Below are 12,668 nucleotides of genomic sequence, written 5' to 3' on the forward strand. Positions count from 1 at the left end.
CCGCCGGGTAGGGTCCGTCCACATGAAGCTGGCGTTCTCCACCCTCGGTGTCCCCGGCCTGCCCCTGCCCGACGTCCTGCGGCTCGCGACCACGCACGGCTACCACGGCGTGGAGCTGCGCGCCCACCCCGAGGAACCGGTCCACCCCGGCCTCGGCTCCGCCGAACGGGCCGATGTCGCGGCCGAGTTCAAGGGGTCGGGCGTAGAGATCCTGGGCCTGGCGGGCTACGCGCGGGTCGCCGCGCCGGGCGACGACGAGCCCGTCCTGGCCGAGATCCGATCCCTCCTCGACCTGGCCCGTGACCTCGACGCCCCGTACATCCGGGTCTTCCCCGGCGGCGACCTGGACGTCCAGACGCCCGAGGAGGCCGACGCGACGGCCGCCAGGCGGCTGGGCACGGCCGCCGAGTACGCGGGCGACCTGGGCGTCCGCATCCTCCTGGAGACCCACGACTCGCACCGCACCGCCGCCGACGCCATGCGCGTCCTCGGTCTGGTCGGCCACCGCCAGGTGGGCGCGCTGTGGGACGTGATGCACACCTGGCTGGGCGGCGAACAGCCCTCGGAGACCTACGCGGCCCTCTCCCCGCACCTCGGCTACGTCCAGGTCAAGGACATCGCCTCCGCCGAGGACACGACCCCGCTGCCGCTCGGCGCGGGCGTCCTGCCGCTGGCCGAGTGCGTGGAGGTCCTCTCCCGGCACGGCTGGGACGGCTGGCTGTGCTGGGAGTACGAGAAGCGCTGGTACGAGTCGGCCGCCGAACTGCCCGGCCTGCTGGGGGCGGGCCGCGAGCATCTGAGCCGTTTGCTGAACGACTCGGCGTGACAGGGGGGGGGCCGCGTCTGTTCCGCGGAGCGCCTGACCGGGCTCGGGGACGGACGGCCGTCCGCATTGCAGCAGCCCCTGACCGGGCCCGGGCGGCTCGGTCGGAATTGCGGCGGCTCTGACCACCGTGGGCGCGGGGCGGCTCGTCGACCCCATCCCGGCAGCCCTGATCGGGCTCGGGTGCTCGCGGCCCGGAGGGCCTGACTTGGCTCTGTCACGGGCAGCTCGGTCACGCCGCGGCGGCCCCGACCTGGCTCGGGCGCGCGTGGCTCGACCGCAATGCGGCGCCACCCCCGACCGGGACTCGGCACAGGCGGCTCGGTCGGAATTGCGGCGGCTCTGACCACCGTGGGCGCGGGGCGGCTCGTCGACCCCATCCCGGCAGCCCTGATCGGGCTCGGGTGCTCGCGGCCCGGAGGGCCTGACTTGGCTCTGTCACGGGCAGCTCGGTCACGCCGCGGCGACCCCGACCTGGCTCGTGCACGCGTGGCTCGACCGCAACGCGGCGCCACCCCCGACCGGGACTCGGCACAGGCGGCTCGGCCGCATCGAGGCAGCCCTGATCGCTCGGCAACCGCCCGGGCGGTCAGATCACGCGGAACAGATCGGCGGCGGCGTGGACGTCGGTGAGGTCCTCGACGGAGCGGAGGTTGTCGCACAGCGCCTCCAGCACCGAGCCGGCCTCGCCGACGCGCGGGGCACCGACGACCACGCCGAACACCCGGAAGCCGAGCCGGTGCTTGGCGTCGTTCCAGCCGCGCATCCACTCCTCGGTGACACCGCAGTCGTCGTCGGTGATCATCACGATGTCGCCGCGCCTGCGGGCGGTGTCGCCGAACTCGTCCGCCAGCAGCTCGCCGGCCGCTGACAGCGGCGTCTGGTAGCTGGTGCCGCCGCCCAGGAAGGTCTCCGCGAAGTCCAGGACCCGGCCCGTGCCGGCGGACCGGCCGGCCGGGAAGCGGAAGACCTGGATCCTGCCGGGCGCGGAGAACAGGATGCCGACGAAGTCACGCCCCGACTCGCGGGCCTGGTCCAGCAGCGCCAGTGCGCACCCCTTGGCCCACGCCTCCCGGGTGATCCCGCCGGGCCCGGCCTCGTACATCGAGTGCGAGGTGTCCACGCACGCGATGATCGCGCCCCGGCCGGTGGCCTGCTCCCCCTGGCTGTCGTAGAGCATCAGCTCCCCGGCGGCGTAGCGCACGGCGAACACCGCACGCAGCTCGGGCACCCCGAGGCCCGCCAACTCGGAGGGGATGACCCGGGAGAGGTCGTCGCCGAGCGTGACGCCGACCAGTTCGCCGGCGGCGTTCTCCACCCTGCGGGCGCGCTCGCCCCTGGCCATCTGCCGGAAGCGGCCGATCAGCTCGGCCCACTCCGCGAGCCGGCCTGTGCGCAGCCGCTCGGCGAGCCGGGCGCGCTGGTCGAACGGCATCCGTTCCAGCTCGCCCGGGCCGACGCCCCACGCCCGCAGCAGCGCGGACTCCTGCCGCACGGCCTCGGCGGCCTGCGCCGCCGCGTTCCGCGCACCGGCCCGGACGGCGGCGGCCGACGTCCCGAGGGCCCGGGCGGCGTCCTGGGCGGCCTGCCGTGCGGCGGCCGCGGCGGCTTCGGCGGTCCGGACCGCCCGTCGTACGGCGTCGGCGGCCGGAGCCGGCACGGTGCCGTCCTGGCCGGCCTCCTCGGCGGCCTGCCGCAGCGCCTCGGCCGCGACGGACGCCGCCTCTTCGGCGTCCTGCTGCCCCTGCCCCGCCCGCCCGGCCTGTTCCCGGGCCTGCCGGGTGCGCTCCAGCAGCCCCCGCAGCGCGGCGGCCTGGGCGAGTACGGCCATGGCGGCGGCGTAGGGGTCACCCGCCGTCTCCCGGCGCAGCTCGGTGAACCCGGGTGACTCCACCAGCGCGGTGACGACCTGGTGGTCGACCAGCCGGGACGGATCCATCTCGGCGGGCTCGCGCAACCGCGGGCCGGCCTTGTAGGCCGCCAGGAACACGTCGGTCAGGAGGTCCGTGGCGTGGTCGTGGCGCGCCTCCAGCTCCCGGGCCAGCTCGCGCAGCGCGGCCGACTGCTCGTAGGTGTCGCGCCAGGTCATCCGGTCGAACCGGTCCGCGACCACGGCCGCCGTGTGCCGCCCCAAAACGGCGGAGGACAGCCCCAGCCACTTCCCGGCCAGGCTCGCCAGTTCGTTCAGTCCGTCCAGTTCGTCCGGCCCGCTCGAAGCCCCGTCCATGGTCACCCCGGCGTTCAGAGCTGCGCCTGCACCATGCTCGCGTCCATGCCGAGGGCCTCGGTGAGGACCCGGGCGCGGACGGCGCGCTGGCGGCCGGTGACCCGGTCGATGGCGGCGGTGGAGCGGCCGGCGCTCACCGCCTCCTCGCGCAGCTTCTCCAGCCGCTTGCCCGCCGTGGCGAGCTTGTTGTGGGCCTTCTTGATGACCCAGTCGCTCAGCGCCTCGCGGGACTGCCCGGCCATGGCGTCGAGCTGCGCTTCCAGTTCGTCGATGGCGTCGGCCAGGTCGAGCGCCTCCTTGGCGTCGGGGTTGACCAGGTGCAGCACCTCGCGCTCGACGGTGGGGCGGTCGGCGGGGGAGTCCCACAGCACGTGCGTCAGCATCGACAGGTCGGTCTCGTCGACCGCCGGGCGCCCGTCGAGGTACGCGGAGGCCTGGAGCAGCCCCACCGCCTGCCGCCAGCGGCGGTCGGAGGCGACGAGTTCCCTGCGGCGCAGGGCGGAGCGCAGCGTGCACACCGCGTCCACGATCGCGTCCGGGACGTCCACGGCCGGGACGGCCTCGGTCACGGCGTGCTGCAGCGCGGCCAGTTCGACGGTGGTCCTGGCCGGCGCCGCCGGCCGCCGGACGGCGGACCGTACGAGCTCGGCGAAGTTCGAGGGGTTCTCCAGGTACCCGACCTCGATCCGCACCAGCAGCCGGTCGTAGATCGCCGCCGCGTCGTCCTCGCTCGGCAGTTCGTTGCTCGCCGTGATGGCCCCGATCAGGGGGCAGCGGATCGGCTCGCCGCCGTTCTCGGGGTGGTAGATCCGCTCGTTGAGGTAGCCCAGCGTCTCGTTCAGCGCCGCCGTGGAGCACTTGAAGATCTCGTCGATGAACGCGACGTGCGCGGTGGTGGCGCGGCCGTCGTAGACCTGGCGGTACTCGCCCCGGGCGAGCGCGGCGACGTCGATGGGACCGAACATCCTCGTCGGCGCGGTGAACTTCGACAGCAGGATCTCCCAGTAGGCCGCGCCGTCGATCCGGCCCGTGAGCTCCCGCGCCATCTCGGACTTCGCCGTCCCGGGCGGACCGAGCAATAGCGAGTGCTGCCCGGCCAGCAGCGCCACGACCAGCGTCCGCACGACGTCGGCCCGCTCGTAGAACCGCTCCGACATCTCGTCGCCGATCATCCGCAGCTTCTTGGCGGTGTCCTCCGCGTCCACGTTCAACTCCTCGCCTGCGCGCCCCTGCCGGGCTGCCGGGACGGCCCGTCCCCCCAAAGCTATGCCGAAGTGGCAGGCGGCCGACGGTGATTACGGCGGGCCGGACGCCTCTGCCCTGGGCAGAAGCAGGGCCGTCGCCTCCGTCGAGCCGTCTACGCTCGCCCTCCCCGACCCGAGGGAGACAGGGAGAGTCATGGAGACGATCACCGGTACCGCGGCCGGAGTTCCGTTCACCGCGCTCCCGCCGGCCGGAGCTGCCGACGGTCCCGCGCCGTTGCTCGTGACCTGGCACATGCTGGACGCGCCGCGCACGGACGCGGCGTTCGCGGCCGCCCTGCCCATGACCGGGGTGCCCGCCTGGCGGATCCACCTGGGCATGCCGATGTGTGGCGCGCGGATGGTCGACGGCCGTGTCGACGCCGCCCTCCGACGTGCCCGCGAGGACGCGCTGTTGTCCTTCCTGGCCCCGTTCGCCCGTCAGGCCGCCGACGAGTTCCCGGCCGCGCTCGCCGCGCTGCGCGAGCAACTGCCCGTCGACGACGGGCCGGTCGGTCTCCTCGGCGCCTCGCTCGGCGGAGCCGTGGCGTTGCGGGTGCTCACCACGCGGCGGATTCCGGTCCGGGCGGTCGCCCTGGTCAACCCCGCCGTGCGGATACGCTCCGCCGTCGAACGCGTCCAGGACCTCACCGGACAGGTGTACCGGTGGACCGAGGAGTCCCGTGGGGCCGCCGACGAACTGGACTTCGTCGCCCGTGCCGGAGACCTCACCGCCCACCCGCCGCTGCTGCTCGTCAGCGGGGAGCGCGACCACCCGGAGTTCCGCACGGACGCCGCCGCCCTGGTCGACGCACTGCGCGAGCGGTACGCGCGCCCGGACGAGGTCGAGCTGATCACCGTGCCGGACCTGGCGCACCCGCTGGCCGCCGAACCCGGCCTGGAACCGGCTCCGCAGCTGCCTGCCGCCCGGGCCGTCGACGACGTCCTGACGCGGTGGTTCCGCCGGCGACTCAGCCGCTGAGGACGAGCCGCTCGAAGGGCGACGGCCGGCAAATGGATTGCGGCCCCGCTGCCCGCGCCGCTAGCGTCGCCGCCCGTGCCCCCGAGCCTGCGAACGCCCCGCCTCCTCCTCGACGCCTACACCCCAAAGGACGAAGAGGCCTTCGTCGCCCTCTTCCAGGACACCCGGGTCTCCCGGTGGATGGGTGACGGCCCGGCGGCGGAGGCTGACGACCGTGCCCTGTTCGGACGGATCTTCACCAAGGTGTACGCCCAGGACCTGTTCGACGTGTGGGCGGTCCGGCGCGGTGGGCGACTGGTCGGGCATGCGGAGATCAAGCGGACGGACGTCGTCGACGGTCACGAGATCGTCTATGCCCTGGCCCCGGAGGCCTGGGGCAGTGGGCTCGGGACGGAGCTGGCGGAGGCGCTCGTCGGGTACGGCTTCGACACGCTCGGGCTGACCGAGGTGCACGCCACCGTCGCCGCGCAGAACGAGGCCTCGCTGCGCCTGCTCGGCCGGATCGGGTTCGCGCACGTCAGGGACGTCGAGGAGGACGACGGCGGCCTCACCCGCGTGCTGACCCGGCCCGCGCGGTGATCTTTCCGAAAATCCGGCAAGAATTTCTTACTCCGCCGTGCAACCCTTTCCGCCCTGTGCGGGTCGTACTTGGTGTCAGGACTTCTGGAGGGGGATCCGGGGGGATCGCGGGGGTTCCTGACGGGAGGGGAAAAGCCGAGGGGGCCCGGTCGACGGACCGGGCCCCCTCGAAACCTTTCCGGGCTTCAGAAGAAGACACCGCACCTCAGCAGCACGTTCGCGTACGGCCGTGCCTCACCCGTGCGGACGATCAGCCGGGCCCCGGCCGACAGCTCCTTGAGCCGCTCGTGCGACACCAGCTCCAGCGACGGGAAGTGCCCGGCCAGGAGTTCCGAAGCCTCCCGGTTCGCTTCCCGTACCTCCGTCGCCGCCGTCGCCCCCTCGACGACCAGCTCCGCCAGCAGCCCCTCCAGCACCTCCGCGAACGCCGGTACCCCGGCCCGGAAGGCCAGGTCGACCAACCGCGGGCCGTCGGGTACGGGCATGCCCGCGTCGCACACCAGCACCCCGTCGCCATGGCCCAGCTCGGCCAGCGCACCGGCGAGGTGACGGTTCAGTATTCCGGCCTTCTTCACTGCGCAGCGACCTCCGCCGCCGTGGGGAAGGACGCCTGCGCGCCCTCCTTCGTCACGGTCACCGCCCCGACCCGTGCCGCGTAGGCGGCCGCCTCCGCGAGGGACTCACCGGCCCCCAGCCGGAACGCCAGCGCGGCGGTGAACGCGTCACCCGCGCCGGTCGTGTCCACCGCGCTCACCTTCACGGACGGCACCCGGGAGACGCCCTCCGCGGAGGCGACCAGCGCGCCCTGAGCGCCCAGCGTCACCACCACCGACCGCGGCCCCTTCGCGAGCAGGATCCGCGCCCAGTCCTCCGGGCTGTCCCCGACCGCGGCCGAGCCCAGGATCACCTTCGCCTCGTGCTCGTTGACGATCAGCGGATCGCACGCCGCCAGCACCTCCTGCGGAAGAGGCCGCGGCGGCGAGGGGTTCAGCACGAAACGGCTCTCCGGCGCCAGGTTCCGTACGACCTCCACCACCGTCTCCAGCGGGATCTCCAACTGCGCCGACACCACCCGGGAGCCCTGGAAGAGGCACCCTGCGGCGCTGACGTCCTCCGGGGCCAGCCGGCCGTTCGCACCCGGCGAGACGACGATGCTGTTGTCCCCGGACGGGTCGACCGTGATCAGCGCGACCCCGGTCGGCGCGCCGCCCACCAGGACACCCACCGTGTCCACGCCGGCCGAGCGCTGCGAGTCCAGCAGCAGCCGGCCGTACGCGTCGTCGCCGACCCGGGCCAGCAGCGCCGTACGGGCTCCGAGCCGGGCGGCCGCGACCGCCTGGTTCGCGCCCTTGCCGCCCGGGTGGACGGCCAGGTCGGAGCCGAGCACGGTCTCGCCGGCACCGGGCCGGCGCTCGACACCGATCACGAGGTCGGCGTTGGCCGACCCCACGACCAGGAGGTCGTAGTCGTACATGAGTTGTCTCCCCACGTGAGTGACATGGGCGGGCGGCCCCACCAACGGTGGACGACCGCCCGCCGTTCCCCGAGGTCAGCCGCTGAACCCGGCCACGTTCTCCTTCGTGACCACCTTCACCGGCACCTTCACCGTCTCCTCGACCTTCTTGCCCTGGAGGGCCTTCAGCGCGTTGTCCACGGCGATCTTCCCGAGCTGGGACGGCTGCTGCGCCACGGACGCGTACAGCGTGCCGCCCTCGACCGCCTTCAGTCCGTCAGGCGTGCCGTCGAAGCCGACCACGGAGACCGACGTGCCGGCCTTGGAGCCCAGGGCCTTGATCGCGCCGAGCGCCATCTCGTCGTTGGCGGCGATGACGCCCTGGACGTCCGGGTGGGCCTGGAGCAGGTTCGACATCACGTCGAGGCCCTTGGTGCGGTCGAAGTCGGCGGGCTGCTGGGCGACGACCTGGATGCCCGGGTAGGCCTTGAGGCCGTTCGCGAAGCCCTGGGCGCGCTCGCGGGCGGCGGAGGTGCCGGCCTGCCCCTGGAGGATCACGATCTTGCCCTTGCCGCCCAGCCTGTCGGCGATGGTCTTGGCGGCGAGTTCACCGCCGGTGACGTTGTCGGAGGCGACGAGGGTGTCCGTCCTGGCGTTGTTCACGCCGCGGTCGACGGCGATGACCGGGATCTTCGCCTTGTCGGCGGCCTTCACGGAGTTGCTCGCCGCGTCCGAGTCGACCGGGTTGACGATGATCGCGCCGAGCCCGGAACTGGTGAAGTTCTGGAGCTGGTTGGCCTGCTGCGAGGCGTCGTTCTGGGCGTCCGTGACGGTCAGGTCCACGCCCAGCTTCTTCGCCTCGGCCTGGGCGCCCGCCCGGATCTGCACGAAGAAGGGGTTGTTGAGGGTGGACAGCGACAGGCCCATCTTCGGGGTGCTCGCGGCGGAGGAGCCGTTGTGCAGGAAGGACGTGGCGCCGACGATCGCGACGGTGACGACGGCCGCGAGCGCGTAGGTCGCCGCCTGCCTGCCCTTGTCGCCGCCGGTGCCGGCCGCGACCGGGGTGGCCCCGGCCTTGCGGCGCGCGGTGTCGAGCAGCACGGCCAGCGCGATGACGACGCCGATGACGACCTGCTGCCAGAACGCCGACACGTTCAGCAGGTTGAGCCCGTTGCGCAGCACGGCCAGGATCAGCGCGCCGATGAGTGTGCCGGACGCCTTGCCGGTGCCGCCCGCGAGGGAGGCGCCGCCGATGACGACCGCGGCGATCGCGTCCAGCTCGTAGCCGTCGGCGGCCTGCGGCTGCGCGGAGGACAGCCGGGCGGCGAGGACGACACCGGCGACGGCGGCGAAGACGCCCGAGAACGCGTAGATCGCGAGCTTCTGCTTCTTCACGCGCAGCCCGGACAGCCGCGCGGCCTCCTCGTTGCCGCCGATCGCGTACATCGAGCGGCCGATGTACGTCCGGCCGAGCACGAACGCGGCGATCAGGCCCATCACGACCATGACGAGCACCGGCACCGGCAGCCATCCGCCGAGTGTGTCGCCGAGGTGGGAGACCGAGTCGGGGAAGGCGATCGGGGAGCCCTCGGAGATGACGAGGGACAGGCCGCGGGCCACCGACAGCATCGCCAGCGTCGCGATGAACGGCGGCAGCTTGCCGTAGGAGATCAGGATGCCGTTGACCAGGCCGCACGCGATGCCGGTCGCTATGGCGAGCAGGACGGCGAGGAACACGGGGACGCCCGCCGACGTGGCGCTCCACGCGAGGACCGTGGCCGACAGCGCGGCGACCGAGCCGACCGACAGGTCGATGCCCGCCGAGACGATCACGAAGGTGACGCCGAAGGCGAGGATGGCGGTCACGGCCGCCTGGACGCCGACGTTGAGGAGGTTGTCCGTCGTCAGGAAGTCGCCGGACAGCGCCGACATCGCGATGACGAGGACGATGAGCGCGGTGAGCGCGCCGTTGTCGAGCAGGAGACGGCGCAGGCCGCCCGAGGCGCCACCCGCGCCCGTCGTGCTCTTGAGCGTGTCAGTGGCCACGGGAGGCCTCCGTTCCGGTCGTGGTCGTTGCGGTGGGGGTACTGACGGCGAGTGCCATCACGGCGTCCTGGGTCGCCTCGTCGGCGGAGAGTTCGCCGGCGATCCGGCCCTGCGCCATCACCAGCACCCGGTCGCTCATGCCGAGCACCTCGGGAAGGTCGCTGGAGATCATCAGGACGGCCGCGCCGGCGGCGGTGAGTTCGTTGACGAGCTGGTAGATCTCGACCTTGGCGCCGACGTCGATGCCGCGCGTCGGCTCGTCGAGGATCAGCACCTTGGTGTCGGCGAGCAGCCACTTGCCGATGACGACCTTCTGCTGGTTGCCGCCGGACAGCGTGCGCACGTGCTGGCCGAGGCCCGCCATCCGCACCCCGAGCTGGCCCGCGATCCGCTCGGCGGCCTCGCGCTGCCCCTTGAGGTCGACGAGCCCGGCGCGGGTGGCCGACCGCAGCGTCACCAGCCCGAGGTTCTCCTCGACCGACGCGTCCAGCACCAGGCCCTGGCCCTTGCGGTCCTCGGGGATGAGCCCGATGCCCGCGGTCATCGCCGCGTTGACGTCGTACTTGGGGACGGTGGAACCGGCGACCTTCACGGCCCCCTTGTCGTAGGGGTCCGCCCCGAACACGGCCCGTACGACCTCCGTACGGCCGGCGCCGACCAGCCCCGCGATGCCGACCACCTCACCGGCGTGCACCTCGAAGCTGACGTCGTGGAAGACGCCGTCCCGGGTCAGCCCTTCGACGGTGAGCAACGCGGCGCCCCTGTCGGCCCGTTCGCGCGGGTACTGCTGCTCGATGGAGCGCCCCACCATGAGCCGTACGAGCTCGTCCTCGGGGGTGGAGGCCGGGACCTGCCCGACGCTCCTGCCGTCCCGGACGACCGTCACCCGGTCGCCCAGGGCGGCGATCTCCTCCAGGTGGTGCGTGATGAACACGATCCCGACGCCGTCCTCGCGCAGCGTGCGCACGATCGCGAAGAGCTTGTCGACCTCCTCGGAGGTGAGCACGGCCGTCGGCTCGTCCATGATCAGCACGCGCGCGTCGAGGCTGAGCGCCTTGGCGATCTCGACCATCTGCAGGCGCGCGATGCCGAGTTCGCGGACACGCGCGCGGGGCGACACGTTCACCCCGACGCGCGCGAGGAGGACCTCGGCGTCGGCCTCCATCCGCTTCCGGTCGATCATCCCGAAGCGGCGCGGCTGCCGCCCCAGGAAGATGTTCTCGGCGACCGTCAGATCCGGAACGAGGTTGAACTCCTGGTAGATGGTGGCGATCCCGAGCCGCTCGGAGTCCTGCGCACCCTGGATGCGCACCTCCTCGCCGCCGACCAGGATCCGCCCGGCGTCGGGTGTGTAGGCGCCGGAGAGCATCTTGATGAGGGTGCTCTTGCCCGCGCCGTTCTCACCGAGCAGCACGTGCACCTCGCCCCGGCGCAGGTCGAAGTCCACGCCGTCCAGCGCGACCACACCCGGGAAGGTCTTCCGTATGCCCTCGATGCGCAGCAACTCGTCCGCGTTGCTCACGACTGGCTCCTGTTCTCTGCGGGGTGCTGCACAGCGGGGGCCTGTGCAGGGTCCGGCTCGGGGGAGGCCGGATACGGCTCGCCGCACGAGCGGCGCACGACGAGCCGGGCGGGAAGGGTGACGGACTCGCCGGGCCGCCCCTCGATCCGGTCGACCAGAGCGCGCACGGCGGCACGCCCCAGCTCACCGGTCGGCTGGGCGATCGCGGTGACCGGCGGATCGGTGTGCACGAACCACGGGATGTCGTCGAACGCGGCCAGCGCGATGTCGTCCGGCACGCGCAGGCCACGCGCGCGTACGGCGTCCAGCGCGCCGAGCGCCATCAGGTTGTCGGCCGCGAACACGGCCTCGGGCGGCTCGGCCAGGTCGAGGAACCCCTCGGTGACCCGGCGCCCGCTGCCGGCCTGGAAGTCGCCCTGCCCTATGTAGGCGTCGGGCAGGGCGAGGCCGTACGCGCCCAGGGCTTCCCGGAAGGCCTCGACACGTTCCCGCCCGGTGGTGGTGGCGGCGGGACCCGCGATGATCGCGACCCGCCGGTGCCCGAGCCCGTGCAGATGCGCCACGAGATCCCGGACGGCGGCCCGGCCGTCCGCCCGGACCACCGGCACGTCCACGCCCGGGATCCACCGGTCCACGAACACCATGGGCGTCCCCGCCCGCGCGGCGTCCAGCATCAGCGGCGAGCCGCCGTCCGTGGGGGAGACGAGCAGCCCGTCGATCCGCCGGTCCAGCAGGTTGCGTACGTGGTGGTCCTGGAGGTCGGGCCGCTCGTCGGCGTTGCCGATGATGACGCTGTAGCCGAGCGCGCGGGCCTCCTCCTCGACGGAGCGGGCCAGTTCGGTGAAGTAGGGGTTCAGTACGTCACTGATGACCAGGCCGAGGGTGTGGGTCTGGTCGGTGCGCAGAGAGCGGGCGACGGCGTTCGGGCGGTAGCCCAGGGACTCGACGGCGGCCAGCACGCGCCTGCGTGCGTCGGCGCTGACCGACGGGTGGTCGTTCAGGACGCGCGAGACCGTGGCGACGGATACGCCTGCCTCGGCAGCGACGTCCTTGATGCTGGCCACCGCCGCTCCACCTCCTTGTGGATCAGTCGTGGGAGCGCACATGGCGCAGCGCTCGTGGAATCGATTACATCGACGGGTGGATGGAATCGATTACACGCCGGTAAATCAAGCCCCCGAGGGCACCTCTTGACCGGATCGTGATGTCGCGGGCGGCTCCCCGGCGGTTCAGGGTGGAGGGAGGAGGTCCGTTGTCGCGAGGCCCGGCCGGGCCGGAGCGGAGGAGTCATGACGGCGGCGACCCGGAACGACGTACCCGTTGCCCTTGAGGGCAACGGCGTGGAACTGCGCCTCATGCCGATCGGGGGCGGCATGTCGGTGGGCTACGTCAGCCTGCCCCAGGGCACGGACATGGGCCCGGCCCTCAAGGGGCAGCCCGACGACGCGTGCCAGTGCCCCCACTGGGGCTATCTGCTCAAGGGCCGGATCAGGATGCGCACGGCTTCCGGTGAGGAGGAGTACGAGGCGGGACAGGCGTACTACTGGGGCCCCGGGCACGTCCCGGTCGCCCTGGAGGACAGCGAGTTCGTGGAGTTCTCCCCGAGTGAGGACTTCCAGCAGGTGATCGATCACGTGGTCGCGCAGGCCGGGTGAGCGGGAGGGCCGACGGCCGGTGAGCCGGAGAACCGGCGGGCGGTGGTCGCGGGGAGCCGACCGCCGGTGAGCCGAGGGAGAACGCCGGGCCGCCGATGAGTTTCGCCGGCCCGGGCGGTCTGTCCCCTCGTCGACCACCA

The 12,668-nt window shown here is 72.9% G+C and carries 11 protein-coding genes; 4 read left to right on the plus strand and 7 right to left on the minus strand.

All coding sequences use genetic code 11. The features are described 5' to 3' along the window. The first annotated feature begins 22 nt into the window (after positions 1 to 22). On the plus strand, positions 23 to 826 hold the full coding sequence (locus SCNRRL3882_RS26220; RefSeq protein ID WP_010046892.1) for a sugar phosphate isomerase/epimerase family protein: 804 nt from the start codon (positions 23 to 25) through the stop codon (positions 824 to 826). A gap of 586 nt (positions 827 to 1,412) precedes the next feature. Here SCNRRL3882_RS26220 and SCNRRL3882_RS26225 read toward each other — a convergent pair. Next, a complete protein-coding gene (locus tag SCNRRL3882_RS26225; RefSeq protein ID WP_010046891.1) occupies positions 1,413 to 3,050 on the minus strand; it encodes a VWA domain-containing protein in 1,638 nt (545 codons plus the stop codon). 14 nt (positions 3,051 to 3,064) lie between these two features. Then, a complete protein-coding gene (locus tag SCNRRL3882_RS26230; RefSeq protein ID WP_050810326.1) occupies positions 3,065 to 4,222 on the minus strand; it encodes an AAA family ATPase in 1,158 nt (385 codons plus the stop codon). A 226-nt stretch (positions 4,223 to 4,448) separates the two neighbouring features. Between SCNRRL3882_RS26230 and SCNRRL3882_RS26235 the strand changes: the two genes are divergently transcribed. Both SCNRRL3882_RS26235 and SCNRRL3882_RS26240 read left to right on the plus strand, forming a co-directional pair. Continuing rightward, positions 4,449 to 5,273: a prolyl oligopeptidase family serine peptidase gene (locus SCNRRL3882_RS26235; RefSeq protein ID WP_010046889.1), complete on the plus strand. Its 825-nt coding sequence runs from the start codon at positions 4,449 to 4,451 to the stop codon at positions 5,271 to 5,273. Between the two features lie 75 nt (positions 5,274 to 5,348). Continuing rightward, on the plus strand, positions 5,349 to 5,852 hold the full coding sequence (locus tag SCNRRL3882_RS26240) for a GNAT family N-acetyltransferase (protein ID WP_010046888.1): 504 nt from the start codon (positions 5,349 to 5,351) through the stop codon (positions 5,850 to 5,852). A 185-nt stretch (positions 5,853 to 6,037) separates the two neighbouring features. On the opposite strand, the gene rbsD is transcribed toward SCNRRL3882_RS26240, so the two are convergent. The 5 genes from rbsD to SCNRRL3882_RS26265 all read right to left on the minus strand — a co-directional run bounded on the left by rbsD (position 6,038) and on the right by SCNRRL3882_RS26265 (position 11,937). Then, on the minus strand, positions 6,038 to 6,427 hold the full coding sequence (gene rbsD / locus SCNRRL3882_RS26245) for a D-ribose pyranase (RefSeq protein ID WP_010046887.1): 390 nt from the start codon (positions 6,425 to 6,427) through the stop codon (positions 6,038 to 6,040). Continuing rightward, entirely contained in the window at positions 6,424 to 7,326 is a 903-nt protein-coding gene (locus SCNRRL3882_RS26250; protein WP_010046885.1) for a ribokinase, read from the minus strand. Before SCNRRL3882_RS26250 ends, rbsD begins: the two co-directional genes overlap by 4 nt. Before the next feature lie 75 nt (positions 7,327 to 7,401). Continuing rightward, complete coding sequence (locus SCNRRL3882_RS26255; RefSeq protein WP_010046883.1) at positions 7,402 to 9,351, minus strand: substrate-binding domain-containing protein; 1,950 nt, start codon at positions 9,349 to 9,351, stop codon at positions 7,402 to 7,404. Beyond that, positions 9,341 to 10,873: a sugar ABC transporter ATP-binding protein gene (locus tag SCNRRL3882_RS26260; RefSeq protein WP_010046880.1), complete on the minus strand. Its 1,533-nt coding sequence runs from the start codon at positions 10,871 to 10,873 to the stop codon at positions 9,341 to 9,343. Before SCNRRL3882_RS26260 ends, SCNRRL3882_RS26255 begins: the two co-directional genes overlap by 11 nt. Then, positions 10,870 to 11,937 carry a LacI family DNA-binding transcriptional regulator gene (locus SCNRRL3882_RS26265; protein WP_010046876.1) on the minus strand — a complete coding sequence of 356 codons (1,068 nt, stop codon included), beginning with the start codon at positions 11,935 to 11,937 and terminating at the stop codon, positions 10,870 to 10,872. Before SCNRRL3882_RS26265 ends, SCNRRL3882_RS26260 begins: the two co-directional genes overlap by 4 nt. A 225-nt stretch (positions 11,938 to 12,162) precedes the next feature. On the opposite strand from SCNRRL3882_RS26265, the gene SCNRRL3882_RS26270 reads away from it, so the two are divergent. Beyond that, entirely contained in the window at positions 12,163 to 12,528 is a 366-nt protein-coding gene (locus tag SCNRRL3882_RS26270) for a hypothetical protein (protein WP_010046874.1), read from the plus strand. Positions 12,529 to 12,668: the final 140 nt, after the last annotated feature.

Source organism: Streptomyces chartreusis NRRL 3882 (genome assembly GCF_900236475.1).
GTDB lineage: Bacteria > Actinomycetota > Actinomycetes > Streptomycetales > Streptomycetaceae > Streptomyces > Streptomyces chartreusis_D.